At 31.5% G+C, this 18,615-nt stretch carries 18 protein-coding genes; 4 read left to right on the plus strand and 14 right to left on the minus strand.

Annotated elements, in window-relative coordinates:
• Nucleotides 1–112: 112 nt before the first annotated feature.
• The 7 genes from ltaS to HMPREF3125_RS06055 form a co-directional block, all read right to left on the minus strand.
• Nucleotides 113–2,053, minus strand: coding sequence for a polyglycerol-phosphate lipoteichoic acid synthase LtaS (ltaS, locus tag HMPREF3125_RS06025; RefSeq protein WP_070452510.1), 1,941 nt, complete (start codon nucleotides 2,051–2,053; stop codon nucleotides 113–115).
• A gap of 418 nt (nucleotides 2,054–2,471) precedes the next feature.
• A complete protein-coding gene (locus HMPREF3125_RS06030; protein WP_029056463.1) occupies nucleotides 2,472–3,476 on the minus strand; it encodes a 5-oxoprolinase subunit C family protein in 1,005 nt (334 codons plus the stop codon).
• Nucleotides 3,464–4,171: a 5-oxoprolinase subunit B family protein gene (locus tag HMPREF3125_RS06035; protein WP_070452513.1), complete on the minus strand. Its 708-nt coding sequence runs from the start codon at nucleotides 4,169–4,171 to the stop codon at nucleotides 3,464–3,466. The genes HMPREF3125_RS06030 and HMPREF3125_RS06035 overlap by 13 nt, the downstream gene beginning before the upstream one ends.
• A gap of 20 nt (nucleotides 4,172–4,191) precedes the next feature.
• On the minus strand, nucleotides 4,192–4,398 hold the full coding sequence (locus HMPREF3125_RS06040; protein ID WP_070452516.1) for a hypothetical protein: 207 nt from the start codon (nucleotides 4,396–4,398) through the stop codon (nucleotides 4,192–4,194).
• Nucleotides 4,399–4,441: 43 nt separating this feature from the next.
• Entirely contained in the window at nucleotides 4,442–5,050 is a 609-nt protein-coding gene (locus HMPREF3125_RS06045) for an aminotransferase class IV (protein ID WP_017637523.1), read from the minus strand.
• The gene (locus tag HMPREF3125_RS06050; RefSeq protein ID WP_070452519.1) at nucleotides 5,050–6,195 is read right to left on the minus strand and encodes a chorismate-binding protein; all 1,146 of its coding nucleotides are present in this window, start codon (nucleotides 6,193–6,195) and stop codon (nucleotides 5,050–5,052) included. The genes HMPREF3125_RS06045 and HMPREF3125_RS06050 overlap by 1 nt, the downstream gene beginning before the upstream one ends.
• Nucleotides 6,179–6,772, minus strand: coding sequence for an anthranilate synthase component II (locus tag HMPREF3125_RS06055; protein WP_017637525.1), 594 nt, complete (start codon nucleotides 6,770–6,772; stop codon nucleotides 6,179–6,181). Before HMPREF3125_RS06055 ends, HMPREF3125_RS06050 begins: the two co-directional genes overlap by 17 nt.
• A gap of 408 nt (nucleotides 6,773–7,180) precedes the next feature.
• Here HMPREF3125_RS06055 and queC point away from each other — a divergent pair, with 408 nt between their 5' ends.
• From queC to HMPREF3125_RS06075, 4 genes are all read left to right on the plus strand, one after another.
• On the plus strand, nucleotides 7,181–7,852 hold the full coding sequence (gene queC / locus HMPREF3125_RS06060) for a 7-cyano-7-deazaguanine synthase QueC (protein WP_017637526.1): 672 nt from the start codon (nucleotides 7,181–7,183) through the stop codon (nucleotides 7,850–7,852).
• A 2-nt stretch (nucleotides 7,853–7,854) separates the two neighbouring features.
• Nucleotides 7,855–8,274: a 6-carboxytetrahydropterin synthase QueD gene (gene queD / locus HMPREF3125_RS06065; RefSeq protein ID WP_029056459.1), complete on the plus strand. Its 420-nt coding sequence runs from the start codon at nucleotides 7,855–7,857 to the stop codon at nucleotides 8,272–8,274.
• Complete coding sequence (gene queE / locus HMPREF3125_RS06070; protein ID WP_017637528.1) at nucleotides 8,274–8,987, plus strand: 7-carboxy-7-deazaguanine synthase QueE; 714 nt, start codon at nucleotides 8,274–8,276, stop codon at nucleotides 8,985–8,987. The genes queD and queE overlap by 1 nt, the downstream gene beginning before the upstream one ends.
• Nucleotides 8,988–9,090: 103 nt before the next feature.
• The gene (locus tag HMPREF3125_RS06075; protein ID WP_029056457.1) at nucleotides 9,091–9,675 is read left to right on the plus strand and encodes a hypothetical protein; all 585 of its coding nucleotides are present in this window, start codon (nucleotides 9,091–9,093) and stop codon (nucleotides 9,673–9,675) included.
• Between the two features lie 119 nt (nucleotides 9,676–9,794).
• Here the strand turns inward: HMPREF3125_RS06075 and HMPREF3125_RS06080 are convergent, their stop codons facing one another.
• The 7 genes from HMPREF3125_RS06080 to HMPREF3125_RS06110 form a co-directional block, all read right to left on the minus strand.
• A complete protein-coding gene (locus HMPREF3125_RS06080) occupies nucleotides 9,795–10,901 on the minus strand; it encodes a glycosyltransferase family 2 protein (protein ID WP_046466442.1) in 1,107 nt (368 codons plus the stop codon).
• Between the two features lie 160 nt (nucleotides 10,902–11,061).
• Nucleotides 11,062–11,904 (minus strand): aldo/keto reductase, encoded by an 843-nt coding sequence (locus tag HMPREF3125_RS06085; protein WP_070452522.1) that lies wholly within the window; start codon nucleotides 11,902–11,904, stop codon nucleotides 11,062–11,064.
• A gap of 126 nt (nucleotides 11,905–12,030) precedes the next feature.
• A complete protein-coding gene (locus HMPREF3125_RS06090) occupies nucleotides 12,031–13,380 on the minus strand; it encodes a hemolysin family protein (RefSeq protein WP_017637338.1) in 1,350 nt (449 codons plus the stop codon).
• A gap of 249 nt (nucleotides 13,381–13,629) precedes the next feature.
• Entirely contained in the window at nucleotides 13,630–14,805 is a 1,176-nt protein-coding gene (gene nagA, locus HMPREF3125_RS06095; protein WP_029056454.1) for an N-acetylglucosamine-6-phosphate deacetylase, read from the minus strand.
• 139 nt (nucleotides 14,806–14,944) lie between these two features.
• Complete coding sequence (locus tag HMPREF3125_RS06100) at nucleotides 14,945–16,909, minus strand: PTS fructose transporter subunit IIABC (protein ID WP_029056453.1); 1,965 nt, start codon at nucleotides 16,907–16,909, stop codon at nucleotides 14,945–14,947.
• A gap of 5 nt (nucleotides 16,910–16,914) precedes the next feature.
• Nucleotides 16,915–17,835, minus strand: a complete 921-nt coding sequence (gene pfkB, locus HMPREF3125_RS06105) for a 1-phosphofructokinase (RefSeq protein ID WP_070452525.1) — start codon at nucleotides 17,833–17,835, stop codon at nucleotides 16,915–16,917.
• Nucleotides 17,832–18,590, minus strand: coding sequence for a DeoR/GlpR family DNA-binding transcription regulator (locus tag HMPREF3125_RS06110; RefSeq protein WP_070452528.1), 759 nt, complete (start codon nucleotides 18,588–18,590; stop codon nucleotides 17,832–17,834). Before HMPREF3125_RS06110 ends, pfkB begins: the two co-directional genes overlap by 4 nt.
• Nucleotides 18,591–18,615: the final 25 nt, after the last annotated feature.

Here is an 18,615-nt window from a genome sequence, read left to right on the forward strand (position 1 = left end):
TATGCAATTTCCATATAAAAATTCCTATAAATAGAGTTTTAAAACGAAGGCAAATAGAACAAAAAATCCGAATTGAGCAAATACGCTCAATTCGGATTTTAATTTATATCAATTACTTTTTCTCATTACCTTTAGGTCCTGTTTTATATTCATACTTCGATGGATTTACTTTTTTGAAATCTGGATTTTTATAGAATCTGAATAAATCTCCATTAAGTAAACTATCATTCATTTCTAAGTCTTTTTCAACTTGTTTTTTATTCTTCTCGAAGTCTTTTGGTTTTTTAGTTAATAATTCATTATCCTTATTAGAATATAACTTACCATTTACATATTTGTAGTCTTTAGTAATGAAATCACCATTTCTGAATGGTACTACATCGTTATGTTGTTTAGAGAATAAATCAGTACCAAACATAATATAGTTCTTAGTATCGATACCAGCAAGATGTAAAATTGTTGGCATTACATCTGTTTGACCTGCATATTCTTTATTAATGCCGCCAGATTTACCTGGAATTTTCAACCAGAAACCAGTACGGTTTAAATCAGTAAATTTAGCTGGTGTAATCTTCTCACCTAATAATTTTTCCATAGCATTATTATGATTTTCAGAAATACCATAGTGGTCACCATAAATCATAATTACTGAATCATCATATAGACCTTTTTTCTTCAGATCAGTTACATATTCTTCTAATGCTTGGTCTAAATAGTGTGCTGTTTGAATATAACCATCTACAGTTGAATCACCTGTATTAGGTTTATCAATTGAAGCGTCTTTCTCATCTAATGTGAATGGATAATGGTTAGTCAATGTAATTAGATGTGAATAGAATGGTTTTTTCATTTTAGCTTGATAATTCGCTGAATCATGGAAGAATACTTTATCTTTTAAACCTAAGTTAACAACATTGTCATCTGACATATCATAATATGTTGCATCATAGAACTTATCTATACCAAAATGTTTATAAATTTGATCACGGTTCCAGAATGTTTTGTAGTCACCATGCATAACATTTGAAGTATAACCTTGCTTTTGATCTAAAATAGCAGGTAATGATTGATAAGTATTGTCACCTTTTAATGAATATGCTGAACCTTGTGGTAACCCATATATACTATTATCCATTGTCAACTCTGCGTCAGATGTTTTACCTTGACCAGTTTGATGGAAGAAGTTAGGGAAGTATGTGAAATCTTGTTTACCACTTGATAACTTATTCAAGAATGGTGTTACTTCTTTACCATTTACTTTCTTATTAATTAAGAAAGTTTGGAAACTTTCCAAATGAATTTTGATGATATTTTTCTTTTTAGCTGCACCATAATATTCTTGGTTTGGCTCTGTTCGTTTTTGTTTCGTGTAATTCAACACTTTAGTTAAGTCATCTTCTGATGCTAATGCCTTTTGCTGATTGTTTTCAATCGTTTTGACACCATCGTATACAGTGAAGTTAAATGGTCCTAAATACTTAACTAAGTATTTATGGTCGAATGTACGAGTTAATAGTTCTGGACGATCTGTTTCCGCAAAAGCTAAGTTTAAAAAGAATAGTGCGACTGATACAGCCATAACAACTGGCACAAACTTTTTGCTAAACGCTTTTGTACTTAACCATTGACGTTTAAAAATCAGAATAAATAGGTAAATAATTGTATCAATGAAGTATACAAAGTCATACCATTTAAATGAAGCACCTAATGCACCGCCCATTGATTCAACGTTACCTGCTTGATTCAATGTACTAAATGTTAAAAAGTCAGAGAAAAATCTGAAATATACAACATTAGCATATAGTAAAAACGTTAATAAGAATCCTCCAACAAAAATGAACCAGAAAGCCTTTTTACCTTTGAAGAATAGGAACACACTTAGTACTAGTGCGACTAAACTGTATGGATTCATCAGTAATATTAAGTTTTGTACTAACCCTTTAACACCTAAAGAAAAATCAACATAATAGGAAAAATACGTCTTCAAGGTGATAGTAAATACCATCATCAGGAAAAACGCAAAAAGACTTATCTTCTTTTTGTGAGAACTCATGTTTGTTTCCTCCGTTAATTGTTAATAAATCATCAATATCAGAAACTCTAAACAATGCCATTTCCAACTTATTTACAAGTTATCTTCAATGATTTAAAACAATCTATAATTTTAAAAATTCACTAAACATTTTATTTTGACGTTAAAAATAGCTAGTAGATTAATTTATTAACTAGCTACTATATAATTGATGTTAATTTTTTATTAAGATTAATATGACGAATGTAATCATATTGTAACAAAATACATAGCTCAATATATTAATATAAAGGAAGTCAACCCAAATATCAAGTAAAAACACACTTTTAGAAATGTTTACTCTCATTATCATACTCATCAATTCGTTTATTCATATATTTTAATTATTGATTATATTTATAGACATCAGTCTTAAGCATGAACTTTTTTACTATATAATTTATTTTAGCATTTCCAATTGCATTCGATATTCTATACCATGGAACAGTTGATTTAACCAATTACTGTATTTTATTAAATTTTTCTCTGCTGTTTCAATATCAATAAATTGAAATTTCAGTTTAGAACCTGTTGGTTTCTGTGCTAGTTTTGTTAAATGGTAGCTCGCAATTGTCCCAATTTGAGGATAGCTACCTAATGTATAGTGATCATTTAATAAAATGATTGGTGTTCCATCCCTTTTAACTTGGATTGTTCCTCGTTTAACAGATTGATGCGCTGGCATATCTTCATAATAAGCTTTCACTTTTTGTCCTTCTAATATCATTCCCATTCTATTAGCTTTGCTTGATACTTTGTAATTATTCAAAGTAAAGCGTTGCAATACATTCTCTTTAAAATCTTCTGAACCTTTGTTTCTAATAACATGAAATACATCTGACATATAATTAAAAGATAGCGCGTAACCGTCAACGCCCCAATCTGTTTGTCGTTTGTCTGAGAGATTCTCAAATAGTTTTTGATGACGATCGCTATATTGTCGTTTCATTTCGATTTGATCACCATCTTTTAATTGTCTACCTTCATATCCTCCCATTTTCACATTAAAATCTGTAGAAGTTGAACCTAACCATTCTTCTAAATCAAAACCTCCACCAACAGCTAAATATACACGTGATGTTCGACTCGTTTCTTCAAATCTCAAAACATCATCTTTTTTCATTAAATAAAGCTTATATGGGTAAATTTTCATATTTTTCGTTTCAGCTTTAAAATTTCCACCTGCCAAAGCAATTAAAGTAGGTTCAGTAAATCTTATCTTCGGCATTTTTTGAGTCATTTCTAATGTTGCTTCATTTTTATCATTAGCAACTAAGCGATTAGCGATTTCATGCGATAAACTATCTAGCGCACCACCAGGAATTACTCCATTATGTTCATAGCCGTGTCTCCCAAAATCATGAAAACTACTAAAAAGACCACTATTTTCTATTATGATTGACATGTCTTCAAGTCTCCTATATTCAAATCGTTTTTCTCTTTTGCAATAAATTGAACATTGTCGCCTAATTTTAAAATGGCAAAATTCGTTTTATTAGGGAAGAAAAGTTGTAATGGTGTGTAGCCTATAACTAACCAATCATTGTAGGTATCAGTTGTAACGATGCCACATTTCTTTCCTTCTATAACAACAGAACCTGCTGGGATAAATTTCTTTTTAGTACTAGTATGATTTACATATAATTTTTTATTCATACCTGTTAAATATGGAAATCCTGGTGAGTAGCCCATCATTGATACAAAATATTCGCTTCCTGAATGAAGTTGTATAAATTGAGATTTATCGATTTTAAAATGTTTTAACAAAGCGTCTAAATCTGGTCCGTACTCATCTCCGTATACTATAGGGATTTGAATAGGCTCTTTATTTTGAACATTATGTGATATTTCTAATTGAATCGATTCTATTAGTGCTTTCATATATAAGAAAGGTGATTGTATATGGTGATGTTTAATCATATCTCGTGCATCATATATAATCATCATATCCGATTCTGTTGGAACTATTTCTGTGATGAACGGATAGTTTCTTTCATTTAAATATGTTCTCAAGGCTAATAAATCTTCTGTAAGATCCTTAGACACCTTTTTCTCTATAGATACTACGATGGCTTGATCGCCTTGACTATAAATTTTCATACCTTCACCTCAAAAAGTCTTTATTGATGATAAAATACGTTCATACGTTCAATAACAATAGGCATAAGTGATTTAATCAAAAAATAAACTAATATAATGGCACATATTGTAGTAATCGTTGCAACAATACGTGCTAATATATATGAATTTTTGTGTATTAATCGATCAATAATCACTTTATTAACAACCGTTACAACTACTAATATTACTATCCATACTAATGCCATTATTTTCTCCGTTTATTATGATTTACTATTCTTAAAATTAATTTTAAAGATAAATTGTTACATCGGCAACCTCTCGAAGGCTATTCAACAAAAATACTTCTATTTCGTTACCTTTTACTTTCTTTATAAAATCATCAATATAATAATTTTTCTCTTTCAATTTACCATGGTCAATTAAATACTGACGCATACATCCTAATAAAAAATCTTCATTATATTGCGGTGTATAATAGTTACCATTTTCCTTAATCATTATATTGCCGATATCAAATTCTAAAATCTTTCCATTTTTATTATATATAAGAGCTAAGTCTGTATCTAAACGATACGTTACATGATTACGATTAGATGTCTTATTGATTTTAGTTAAATGAGAACTACCATTATGTTCAGGTACTATTGTTGCAGTAAATTGAGACTTAGAAGATAAAGGGGCTACTACATATTCTAATTCTCCATTTTCTTCTAACATTACTTTTAAGCGATAAATACCTTGATTATATTGATGTTGAATAGTTTGAATCAAGTCATCCCATTTAGATTGATCAAATGGGATATTAAGCATTTTACTAGATCGTTGTATTCTGTCTTCATGATATATTAAACGTGAGATTTGGCCTTTTTCCAATTTCATCGTTTCAAACAAATACATTATAATCTCTCCAATATTTTAGTTTTATCTTGGAATTCTTGAACTTCTGAATCAGGATTGGAGTTAATTGTAATTCCAGCACCAACACCATAAATAGCTTGTTGATGTCGGTATTCAATTGTACGAATTGGTATATTAAAAATCATTTTGTCATTTGGCATTAACAATCCTATTGTTCCACAGTATATATACCTTGGTCTTTGTTCTAATTCTTTAATAAATCGCATTGTATTAATTTTGGGTGCACCAGTAATAGAGCCACAAGGGAAAATAGCTCCTAATATTGATTTAAGTGTCACATTAGTAGATAACTTTCCAGCTACCATACTCGTCATTTGATATACAGTTTGATAAGTTTCTATAAAAAATAATTTATAAACTATAATAGAACCTGTTTCTGCAATTCGAGATATATCATTCCTTAGTAAATCGACAATCATCACATTTTCCGCTTTATCCTTATCTGATTGTTGTAATTGAAGATAGTTATTATAATCCTCTTTATCATTATCTCCTCTTGGTATAGTCCCTTTCATGGGCTTACTAACAATGATATTATCTTCATTTTTAAAATGACCTTTTTGAAAGAATAATTCCGGAGAAATGGATGCGACACTGACTTCATCCGTATCTAGTAGCACCGTATAATTACCATTTCCTGTTGCTGTTAATTGTTCGTATAACTTTTCAATAGGATAATAAATATTGTCAGTTAAACGTGACGTATAATTAACTTGATATGTATCGCCTTCAACAATAGCTTGTTGGATATGTCGAATTTTCTCTTTCATTTGATGTTTAGATTCTACAAATTGAAAATCATGTTGATTATCGTATGGTGTACTATTGGGTGATTTATATTGTAATTCTTTTGCTGAATTGAAACTATAGGCAACCGCTAATATATCTTTATCTTCTATTTCACATACAGCCATTTGAGGATTAAAATAACGTGCCGTTTCATATGTTAAATATAAAGCCACAAAATAACCTTGTTGCTGTTGTGTTTCAGCAAATTGTACAACTTTGCCAACTTCACTTAACTGAGTAGCAATACATTTCTTGTGATAATCATTTAATTGAATGTGATAGGTTTCATATTTGTCTTCATCTATATAATAGCGATAATTAAATTCTATATTCACTGTTCTCACCTACGATTTCAAGGAAATTTTGAATTTGATTATAACCATGCTCACTTAAAATTGATTCAGGATGATACTGTACTGCAAAGATTGAATACTGTTGATGTTGCAAGCCCATAATAACACCATCTTCGCCTATTGCTGTGACTTTTAATTCATTTGGTAACGTTTCTTTATCTGCCATAAGAGAATGGTACAGCATAACATTGAACGAATGAGGTATACCCTTGAAAATACCTAATTGTTGATGACTGAGTTTTGTAGTATGACCATGTATCGGATTATTGCGATGTACAATCTTACCACCAAAATATTCATAAACAACTTGAAAACCTAGACACACTCCTAATATAGGAACTTGTTGATAAAATGTTTCAATCACCTTAAACAATTTGGGGTAATCACTTGGTCTTCCAGGGCCTGGTGAAATAACAATGGCATTGGGGTTAAATGCAACTAACTCTTCTAATATTAAATCATCTATGTCAATGACTTTAATTGGTTCCTTAGTAGCTATTTTAAAATAGTTTATTAAATTATATGTAAATGAATCTTTATTATCTATCACTACTATCATAATTTCGCTCCATTTAATTAATATTATTCAATCATTTCATTAAATCACAGTTAGGTGCATGACTTATTGTAAAAACATGTCATGCTTGCTATTAAACTACTTATTGTAACTGACTTATATATATCTTTAACACTATTATCACAAAAATTCTCTTGATTTTACATATGAATTAGTTTATTCTATGGTGCGTACAAAATATATTTATCAGAGGTTCCTAGCCGAAACCCTCTATAAAAAACTAGACACTGAATTTAATTTCAAATTATAAATAGACATATCTTTTTAACTTTTTATATTAAAATTATATGTGTATTCATAATCTTTCGTCTATCTTTTTTATAGAGATAGGCTTTTTTTATGCTTAAAATTTCGGATCTAATAACCAAAGATAAACTGGGGGAAATATGAATGGTTCAAGATAAATTAGATAATAACAAAGCTATCGTCGTTTTCAGTGGTGGTCAAGACAGTACGACGTGTTTATTCTACGCAAAAAAACATTTCAAGGAAGTTGTACTTGTTACATTCAATTATGGTCAAAGACATGATACTGAAATTGAAGTGGCTAAAAAAATTGCACAAGAGCAAAATGTAGAACATCACATTTTAGATATGTCACTTTTATCTCAGCTAACACCTAATGCCTTAACACAACATGATTTAAAAATCGAAGAGACAGAAGATGGTATTCCAAACACCTTTGTACCAGCACGTAATTTACTATTCTTATCATTTGCTGGCGCATTAGCTTATCAAATTAAAGCTAAGCATATTATTACCGGAGTTTGTGAAACTGACTTCTCTGGTTATCCTGATTGTCGTGATAGTTTTATTAAATCAATGAATGTGACTTTAAGTTTATCAATGGATCGTGATTTCGTTATTCACACGCCTTTAATGTGGTTAGATAAAGCACAAACATGGGAACTTGCTGATAACCTTGGTGTGTTAGATTACATTCGTGAAAATACATTAACATGTTATAACGGTATTATTGGAGATGGCTGTGGCGAATGTCCTGCCTGTCAACTTAGATCACGAGGGCTTGAACAATATCTTGAACAAAAAGGAGTAAAATAAGTATGCTACAACAAATTTATCCTAGTGTTAGTCACCCATATCAATTCGAACTTAATAAAGATTTTAACTTTTCAGCAGCTCATTATATTCCAAGCGAAGATGCTGGAAAATGTATGCGTACCCATGGTCATACGTATTTTGTAAATATTACTATCGTTGGAGATGAATTAGATCACAATGGCTTTTTAGTGAATTTCAGCGATTTAAAACAATTGATTCATGGACAGTTCGACCATTATTTACTTAATGATTTAGTAGAGTTCAAAGGCAAAAGTCCTTCTACTGAAATTGTCGCTCAAACAATTTATCAAATGGTTCAATCATACCTTAATGAACAAGATAATAATCCTAAGTGCGTTCAAGTATACTTGCGCGAGACGCCTACAAGTTATGTCGTATTTCGTCCTAAGGATGAGCAATAATGGCTAAAATACCTGTATTAGAAGTCTTTGGTCCAACCATTCAAGGAGAGGGTCGTGTTATAGGTAGAAAAACAATGTTTGTACGCACTGCAGGTTGTGATTATCGTTGTAGTTGGTGTGATTCAGCCTTTACTTGGGATGGAAGCGCAAAAGAAGATATTCAATTAATGACTGCTGAAGAAATATATGCCAAATTACGTGAAGTTGGTGGAGATAACTTTAACCATGTAACGATTTCTGGTGGTAATCCCGCTCTTATAAAAGGAATTCAAGAATTGGTTGATCTATTCGAAACACATCATATTCAAACTGCTCTAGAAACTCAAGGTAGTAAATTCCAACCTTGGATGACTCAAATCAATGATTTAACTATCAGCCCTAAACCACCAAGTTCAAAAATGAAACCTAATTTAGATATTTTAGATAGCGTTATTGAGCAATGCGTACCTGAATCATTAAATTTAAAAGTGGTCATCTTTGAGGAAGATGATTTTGATTTTGCTAAAATGATTCATCATCGTTACCCTACTATTCCTTTCTATTTACAAGTAGGCAACCCATATTTAGATGATAATGTTGATAACCATACTGCCAAATTACTACAACGCTATGAAAGTTTAGTAGACCGTGTAATGACAAGTAGTGATATGAACAATGTTTACGTATTACCTCAATTGCATACTTTATTATGGAGTAATATGAAGGGAGTTTAAAATTTAGTTAATATAACTTTAACATTTTCGAGTGTTATATAATGATTAACTTTATATTAATTGATATAATAATTGAATGAAATATTGCGGATAGGAGCACATCATGATTTTATATTTATTAATTAATATTGCCGTAGTATTGCTCATAGTCGGACTTGATTTATATTTTCACCAATTTAAACAACTTAGATTTAGCTCCATATTAATAGCTATTTCTCTTAATGCCATTATTGATTTGTTTATCGTGTCAAAATATAATTTCATATCAATCTATACGATGATTTTGTTAATTGCATGGGCATTATTACAACTCTATTTAAACAAAAAAATTCATCCTTTTATCATAAAAGATCAAAAATTTATCGCAATGATATTTGCAATTGTAGTGAGTTTATCTCAGTTTATTACAAATATATCAAGTGAACAGTCACTCTACATGTCATTACCATATTTAGCACCTGCAATTTTTCTTATTGGTGCCATTTTATTATTTGTAGGTACGTTCGAATCATCAGAACTTGAATATTTACCATTTTTAAAATCTATTAAATACCCACTTACAATTGGTACAATTATAATTATGATTGCGTTTATTGCTATGATGATACTTACACCATTTTGGTATGTATTTACTATTATATATGTACTATTCATGTTGTTTATCATCTGGCAACATATATTTAAGTAACATTTATCAACTTATAAATGTTACTTTTTTTATTTATTCAATTATAAAATCATTAAAGTCTCAACCACAATATTAAAAACTCACAAGTATAAGTGATATCCCTATACTTGTGAGTTTATTTAATGTACATGCTCTTTATATTTTTCGTTATTTTGTGAAGATTGGTATGACGTTTGTTGTCTATTTAAATCTAATCTTTTAATTTGATTATAGTGATGTGTTTGTTCTTTTTTAGCTTCAGTAGTTTTTAAATTATCATTTGTGTTATGTGCTTCTGATTCTTGATCAGGTTCTATATTCGTAGCTTGAACTATATATTTAGGTCGGCGTTTCACTTCATAGTAGATACGTCCTATATATTCACCAATGACACCAATCGACATCAACTGAATACCACCTAATAGTAAAATCGCTGCAATAGTAGTGAAGTAACCAGGTATATTAACACCAGAAATTATTATATTGATTAGTAAATATACGATATAAAGAACACTTAAAGAAAATGTGAACATTCCAAGATAAATCATCATTCTCAATGGTTTATTATTAAATGAAATTAAACCATCAATTCCGTAGTTAAGTAATTTAGCAAATGACCATTTTGATTCACCTGCTTCACGTTCTACATTTTGATATGTGAACACTTTCGTATTATAACCAATCCATTCAAATAACCCTTTTGAAAAACGATTATATTCATCCATAGATGTAAGTGACTGTACTGCACGTTTACTTAATAGCCTAAAGTCTCCTACACCGTCTTCAAATTGGATATCTTCTACAAAGGCGTTAATTAACTTATAGTACATGCGAGTCATTGATTTTCTCGCAAAATTTTCACCTTTACGATCACGCTTAGCAATTACTTGATCATAACCTTCGTTATATCCTTCAATCATTTGTGGAATAAATTGAGGTGGATGTTGAAGGTCTGCATCTATCATTATAACTGCGTCACAACTATGACTGTGTTGATAACCAGCAATCATAGCAGCTTCCTTACCAAAATTTCTACTAAACGAAATATATTTTACTTGATGATCTTCAAGTGCCAGACTTTGTAGATGATCAATAGTTGAATCTTTACTGCCATCATCTATGAATAGCAAATCGTATTCGTATTGCTTATCCACGCTGTCTTGTTTCATTATTTCAGTCAATTTTTCATATGTCTTTAATACGACTTCTCCTTCGTTAAAACAAGGAATGATGACCCTTATCTTCATTCAACGACATCCTTTTCTACAAAATGGTTTAGTATAAGTTTATCAAGTAGTAAATAAGATAATCTAGTTAAAGCCCTTGTATTTACAAAATCTTAATATCGCCTTAATGTTACTCATACTCTCTTTCTATCATTAAATTTTTACTTAAAACTCAATACATTTATTTTAAATCTCCTATAGCTACTTCATCTGGATCTTTATCTTGTCTAGCATTTTGGTTTAAGCTATCGATTTGAGCTACATCTGTAAGTTCAAGATTAAAATCTAAGATATCATAGTTTTCTTTAATACGACTTGGCGTCTTAGACTTAGGAATAATCATTCGATTATGTGCTAAATGCCAACGTAGCACAATTTGTGCAGGTGTTTTCTTATATCTTTTAGCCATATCTAAAATTACTGGATCATCTAATAAACCTCTATTTCTCATTAATGGCATCCACGCAGTGACTTTAATATCGTGATCATCACAATATTGTTGTAATTCATGTTGGTTAAAATACGGATGTAATTCGATTTGATTAATTTGAGGTGTAATATCAGTTTCCTGCATTAATTTTTCTAAATGATGTTGTTTAAAATTACAAACACCAATTGCTTTGACTTTTCCTTCATGGTATAACGTTTCTAATGCTTTATAAGATTCAATGAACAAGCCATTGTCTTCGCAAGGCCAATGAATTAAAAACAAATCTAAATAATCTAATCCTAAATTTTCTAACGATTTGTTAAAATATTGAATCGTACTGTCATAACCTTGGTAATCATTCCATAATTTAGAGGTAATAAATAAATCTTCTCTGTCAACATCAGTTTGTCTAAGTGCACGGCCGAGCGCTTGCTCGTTACCGTAGAAATATGCCGTATCAAAAGCACGATAGCCCGCTTCAATTGCTGAATTGACCACTTCATTCATTTCGTCATCAGTTATTTTATACACACCTAATCCAATTGAAGGCATAGGATAACCATTATTTAAGTATTGCGTATCATTAATTGTCATTAATATCCCACTCTTTCTCTTAATCTAGTTGTTCACGTTAGTAAGAATTTGTATACCATAATATATTACACGTAAGTAAAGACGCTTAAACATTGAAGTTTAAGCGTCTTTTGATTATTTATATTATTATTCAGATTGTTCATCTTCTGAATTGATATCGTAAGTTGGACGTTCTTGGTTATATTCATACTTTAAAGTTACCCAAATAATTTGGTGATTTTCAATTTCAGAAATAATCCAACGATCATACTCTGTATCAACAAAGTCATCTTTTTGTAAGTTTGTATTTTCAGATTGTAACCATCCGCCTATAGTATCAATATCTTCAGAGTCTTCGAATTCTATACCAAATTTTTCATTTAGGTCATCTAGTAGTACACGACCATTAATTTGATATTTATTATCCTCTAATTTAACAATATCATTTACTTCATCATCGTCAAATTCATCTCTGATTTCACCGACGATTTCTTCTAAAATATCTTCCATAGTTAAAATACCTGCCGTACCACCATATTCATCAATAATTAAACTAATATGAACATGTTCACGTTGCATTCTTACTAGTGCATCACTGATGCGCGTCGTCTCTGAGATCATAGGTAATTCATGGATATAGTTAGCAATCTTAATCGTTTTACCTGAAGCATATTCAGTTAAAAATTCTTTAACGTTTATAAACCCTTTGACATGGTCTTTATCGCCATCTTCAGTGATAGGGTAACGTGTAAATTGATATTCTTTAATCGTTTCTAAAAGCTCATCTACATTAAATGGTTCGTTCAATGTAATCATTTGAGTTCGGGGTACCATAATATCTTTAGCTTGTCTTTCATCAAAAGAAAAGATATTTTGCATATATGCAAGCTCTGTTTGGTTGATTTCTCCACCATTATAACTGTTATTAATTATAATCTTAATTTCTTCTTCTGACATTGCATCAGTTTGAGCATCAGGATCTACGCCAAACATTCTAATGATAACTCTCGCTGAACCATTCATTAACCAAATTAATGGTTTCATAACATTACCGAAATAATATAATGGTCTAGCATAAAGTAAAGCCATTTTCTCAGTATGCTGAATGGCAAATGACTTAGGCGCAAGTTCACCCAGTACAACGTGTAAATATGTTACTACTATAAACGCAATAACAAATGAAACTGTTGTTGTTAAAGCACTAGGTAAGTGCATTAATTCAAATAATGGATGTAATAATTTATCAAATGTTGGTTCACCTAACCAACCTAATCCTAATGAAGTTACTGTTATACCTAATTGACAAGCAGATAAATAATAATCTAAGTTGCTAATCATCTTTTTAACGACTTTAGCACCACTATTACCTTCCTCTGCCAATTGTTCAATACGCGTCGATCTTACTTTAACTAATGCAAATTCAGATCCGACAAATACTGTAGTTAATGCAATTAAAAGAAAAAATACTATTAAACTAATTATGGTCGTAGTTTCCAATTATTTCCCTATTTCTAGGGATTCACCTCCGTATTATATGTGTCACACATGGTTAACACGTAATTAAAATTTTCGAATTGACTTGAATTATATTTACATGCTAAGGCCTTCCCATTGCGACACCCCCTAAAAAAATGTAATTGATTTAATTCTATCATAGAATTTTTATATATTGTTGATTTATGTTTATAGATTTACAACATAACATTTAAAACTAATATCCCCTTTTAGTCAAGTTATTCATTATGACTAAAAGGTATGTGGTTGTCCATTTTTAATTGTTGTCTTTACATTGATATTATCGTCAACGATAACTATATCTGCATCTTTTCCTTCTTTAATACTACCTTTTGTTCGATCTATTCCTAATGCCTTTGCTTGGTTCCAACTTGTTACTCGCCATAAATCTTTGATTGAAGCGCCAGTGTATGACATTATGTTACGTAAACCATCATTCATTTTTAAAATACTACCTGCAAGTGCACCTGTATCTAGTCGTGCTTCACTATTACGTACAATGACGTTTTGACCACCTAAATCGTATTCACCTTCTGGCATACCTTTTGCTCTCATAGCATCTGTAATGAGATATAAATGTTCATTACCTTTATTTTTATATGCCAATGCTACTGCAGCAGGATGAGAATGAATACCATCTACAATAATTTCAGTATTTAAATTTTGATTTAACCAAGCTGCACCAAAAACACCTGGATCTCTATGACCAAAACCAGTTGCAGCATTATATAAATGTGTAATGTGTTTAGCACCATAATCTACAGCATTGTTTGCTTCTTCAAAGGTCGCCACAGTATGTCCCATTGAAAATATAATGTCATTATTGAGCGATTTTAAAGTGTCTATTGCACCTTCAACTTCTGGTGCAAAGGTTATAATTTTAATTAATTGATTTGCAGTTTGTTGAAACTGGTTTATTTTATCAGCCGTTGGTCTTTGAACATATTTGGGATGCTGAGCGCCAACTTTATGTTCAGATATAAATGGTCCTTCAAGATGTATGCCTACGATTTCAGCGGCTTGTTGTACGTCTTGAATTTGATGATAATTAGATATATTTTGTAGTGCTTGTTTAATACTTTCATCTGATTGTGTCATCGTTGTCGCTAAAAATGACGTCGTTCCTTCTGATAATAACTGTTCGGCTAGATGTTTCAAGCCCTCTTGTGACGCATCCATAGCATCTTCACCATATCCACCATGAATGTGTATATCGATAAATCCTGGAATAACATGATGTCCTTTAGCGTCTATTGTTAGGTATTTTCCTTTAAGTTCATTTAATCTCTCTATATTAAAATTCGAACCAATTTCTAATATTTTTCCATCTTTAATATGTATATAACCTTGTTCAATTTTTTGGCTTTCAGTATATATTTGCCCATTCACAATGATATATTCTTCCACTACTAATACCTTCTTTTCTAATTCATTTAATACGATTGTTATTTTACTATAACCTTTAAATTTATTCATATCATACAGTTCAATAAAGTTATTAAAAATAAAATACCCTTGTCGAATTAACGACAAGGGCTTGAATCTATTATTCATCCATAGCTTTTGAAGCTTCAATTTCATTTTCAGTTAATTTTGGTTTTAAGAAACCGTAGATTAGAGCAGAAATGATTGTACCAATCACAATAGCTAATAATGTTTGTAAAATATGACTGAAATCAGTTGTTGCAATAACAAAGATACCACCATGTGGGGCATTAATTCTTGAACCTAAAGCTAATGCTATAGCACCACTTATGCCTGAACCAATCATCATAGATGGAATAACTCGAATTGGGTCAGCTGCTGCAAATGGTATAGCGCCTTCAGTAATGAATGATGCGCCCATTACATAGTTAGGAACAATTGAACCTCTTTGTTCTTTAGTAAATTTCTTTCTAAATAATAGCATAGCAGTTGCAATTGCTAATGGTGGAATCATACCACCTATCATAGCTGCTGTAATCGGTGCTGCATTTCCTTCAGTAAGTGCAGCAGTTGCGAATACATATGCTGCTTTATTGAAAGGTCCACCCATATCGATGGCCATCATTGCACCAATAACTAAACCAAGTAACATAATGTTTGAACCTGAAAGACCATTTAATCCGTTTAATAATAAATTGTTCAACCATGAAGCTGGTGGATTAAATACATAAATCATTAGCAATCCAGTTACAAGTACAGATAGTAACGGATAAATTAACGTTGGTTTTAAACCTTCTAATGCTTGAGGTAAATTACGTGTAATATATTTAATACCTTGTGTTAAGTAACCTGCTAAGAAACCTGCAATAATACCGCCAATAAAGCCTGAATCACCTGAAATAGCTAACATACCACCGACTAAACCAGCTGCAAATCCTGGCTTATCTGCAATACTACGAGCAATGAAACCTGCTAATACTGGAATAATTAAGGCAAAAGCACTGTTTTTACCAATATTCCATAGTTGTTCTGCAAAAGCATTGTGTTCAGCGCTCTTTGGATCAAATGAGTTAGGTCCAATAATAAACACGATAGCCATGATGATACCACCAGCAATAACTAATGGTAGCATGTTAGAAACACCATTCATTAAGTGTTTATAAAACGCTTTTCCTGGACTTAATTTTTCTTCATTATCATCTTTGTTACTTGATGATCTATCTCCGCGGGCAACAAATGGTTTACGACTAGTATCTAATGCTGTGTTAATTAATTCTTCTGGACGTTTAATACCATCTGCTACTGGTACTTCTACTACATTTTTACCATCGAAACGGTCAGTTTCAACATGTACATCTGCTGCTACAATAATACCAGAAGCTTTTTCAATATCTTTTTCAGTTAAATGGTTTTTAATACCACTAGAACCATTCGTTTCAACTTTAATTTTTATGCCCATTTTCTCAGCTTGTTTTTTCAATGCGTCACGAGCCATATAAGTGTGAGCGATACCTGTTGGACAAGCTGTTACTGCAAGTACATATGGTTCATTATCTTCTGTTGAACCATCAGCTGCTGCAGCCGCTTCAGCTTCATTTTGTTGTGCTTCTGCTTCTTCTTCTTTTGTAGCTTCATCATCAGCATTATCGATAATTTGTAATACTTCTTCTGGTGAAGAGGCATTGATTAATTTTTCACGTACGTTTTCATCCATTAAAATACCAGATAATTTAGCTAAAGCATCTAAATGCGTTTGTGCCCCACCTTCAGGAGCGGCAATCATAAAGAATAGGTGTGCAGGTTGCATATCTAAGCTTTGATAATCCACGCCTTCCTTAGATTTACCAAATGCGATTGCTGGCGATTTAACCGCTGCAACTTTCGCATGTGGAATGGCAATCCCTTCACCAATTCCTGTTGTACTTTGAGATTCACGATTATGAATGGCTTCTTTAAATGATGGTACATCACTTAATTTGCCAGCTTTATCTAGTTGATTCACTAACTCATCAATAACACCATTTTTATCTGATGAAGATAAATCCATTGCTATCGTTTCTTTTGTCAATAATTCTGTTATTCTCATATTATTCACTCCCCATCAAGTACAGAAATCGTAACTTGTGATTTTATATTTTCTATTGCATCTTTTGTAGCTAAATCTGCGTCAAATGCTGTAGCTGTCCCTGAAGCAACGGCTTGTTTAAATGCATCTTCTATTGATAATCCCGTAGCCAAACCTGCTACCATCCCAGCAACAGTACTATCACCTGAACCAACAGTATTAACTACTTTCCCTTGAGGGTTAACTGCTTTAATACTACGTTCGCTATCTACATAAATTGCACCGTCCCCGCCTAGTGAAACAATCACTGACTGTGCACCTTTATCTAAAATTTGTTTACCGTATTTAATGACGTCCTCGTCATTTTTAATTGAAGTATTAAACATAACTTCAAGTTCGTCTTTATTCGGTTTTATAAATAATGGATTATATTCTAAAACCGTTTCAACTAATTCTTTTTCTGCATCTACTACTAATTGAGCACCAGTTTGTTGAGTGATTTTCGCAATTTGTGCGTAGGCGTCACTTGGAATACTTTTCGGTACACTTCCTGCTACGATAACAATATCTTCTTTGTTTGTTTTCTTAATTTGATCTAATAGTGATTGAAATTGAGCATCTGTTACGTTAGGTCCTTGTGCATTTATTTCTGTTTCTTTGCCAGTTTTTAACTTAACGTTAATGCGTGTATCTTCATCTACTTGAACGAAATCAGTTTGGATATCACTATCTTTTAGTGTCTGAGCAATAAAGTCACCTGGAAATCCACCTGCAAAACCTAATGCAGTAGAATCAACATCTAAAGTCTTTAATACTCTAGATACATTAATACCTTTGCCACCTGCAAATTTATTTGCATCTTTAGCTCTATTTAATCCATCTATTTGGAAGTCATCTACAAACATGACATAGTCTATCGATGGATTGAATGTAACTGTATATATCATAAAATTCCTCCTAAAAATCGATATTGCTCTCTAAAATCATCATTGACATGGTTTTCAATGCCACGTTTAGACGTAATGATTTGAGTATTGTCACGTGCTGGAACCCTAGCAAAATAAACTTGATTGAACTTAGTTTCATCTACAACGACAAAGCTTTCATTAGAAATTCGCATCGCAGTTTCTTTTATTAATGCTTCTTGTTCATCAGGTGTCGTTAATCCATATTTCTCATCTATACCATTCATTCCGATGAAAGACTTATCAAAGCAATAACGTCTCAAAGTTTCTAAAGCGCTAGATCCAACAGTAGCAAAAGTATTCGCCTTAACTTGACCACCCAACATTAACGTTTTAAAGCCTTTTTTAAGTAATTGTTCAACGTGTGTTAAACCATTTGTTACAACGATGATTTCTTTTGCATCTATGTAAGGTATCATTTCTAACGTTGTTGAACCCGCATCTAAAAATATACAGTCATTATCACTAATTTGTTGCGCAGCTTGTCTAGCAATTTCTTTTTTCTCTTGTGAGTTTTGCGTTAATTTTTCTGTTAATCTTGGTTCTACTATTCGATTATGACCAATCGTCGCACCACCGTGGATACGTTGTAATTTTCCTTCTTGTTGTAACTTTGATAAATCTCTTCTAATAGTAGAAGAACTACAACCTGTTCTATCCATTAATTCTTGGAGTGTAAGAAAATCTTTATTCTTTAATTCTTGTAAAATTAAGTTGTGTCGTTTCTCAGATATCAAAGTAACCACCCCATTTCACTTATCA

Origin of the sequence: Staphylococcus sp. HMSC13A10, assembly GCF_001808005.1 — a bacterium.
GTDB lineage: Bacteria > Bacillota > Bacilli > Staphylococcales > Staphylococcaceae > Staphylococcus > Staphylococcus pasteuri.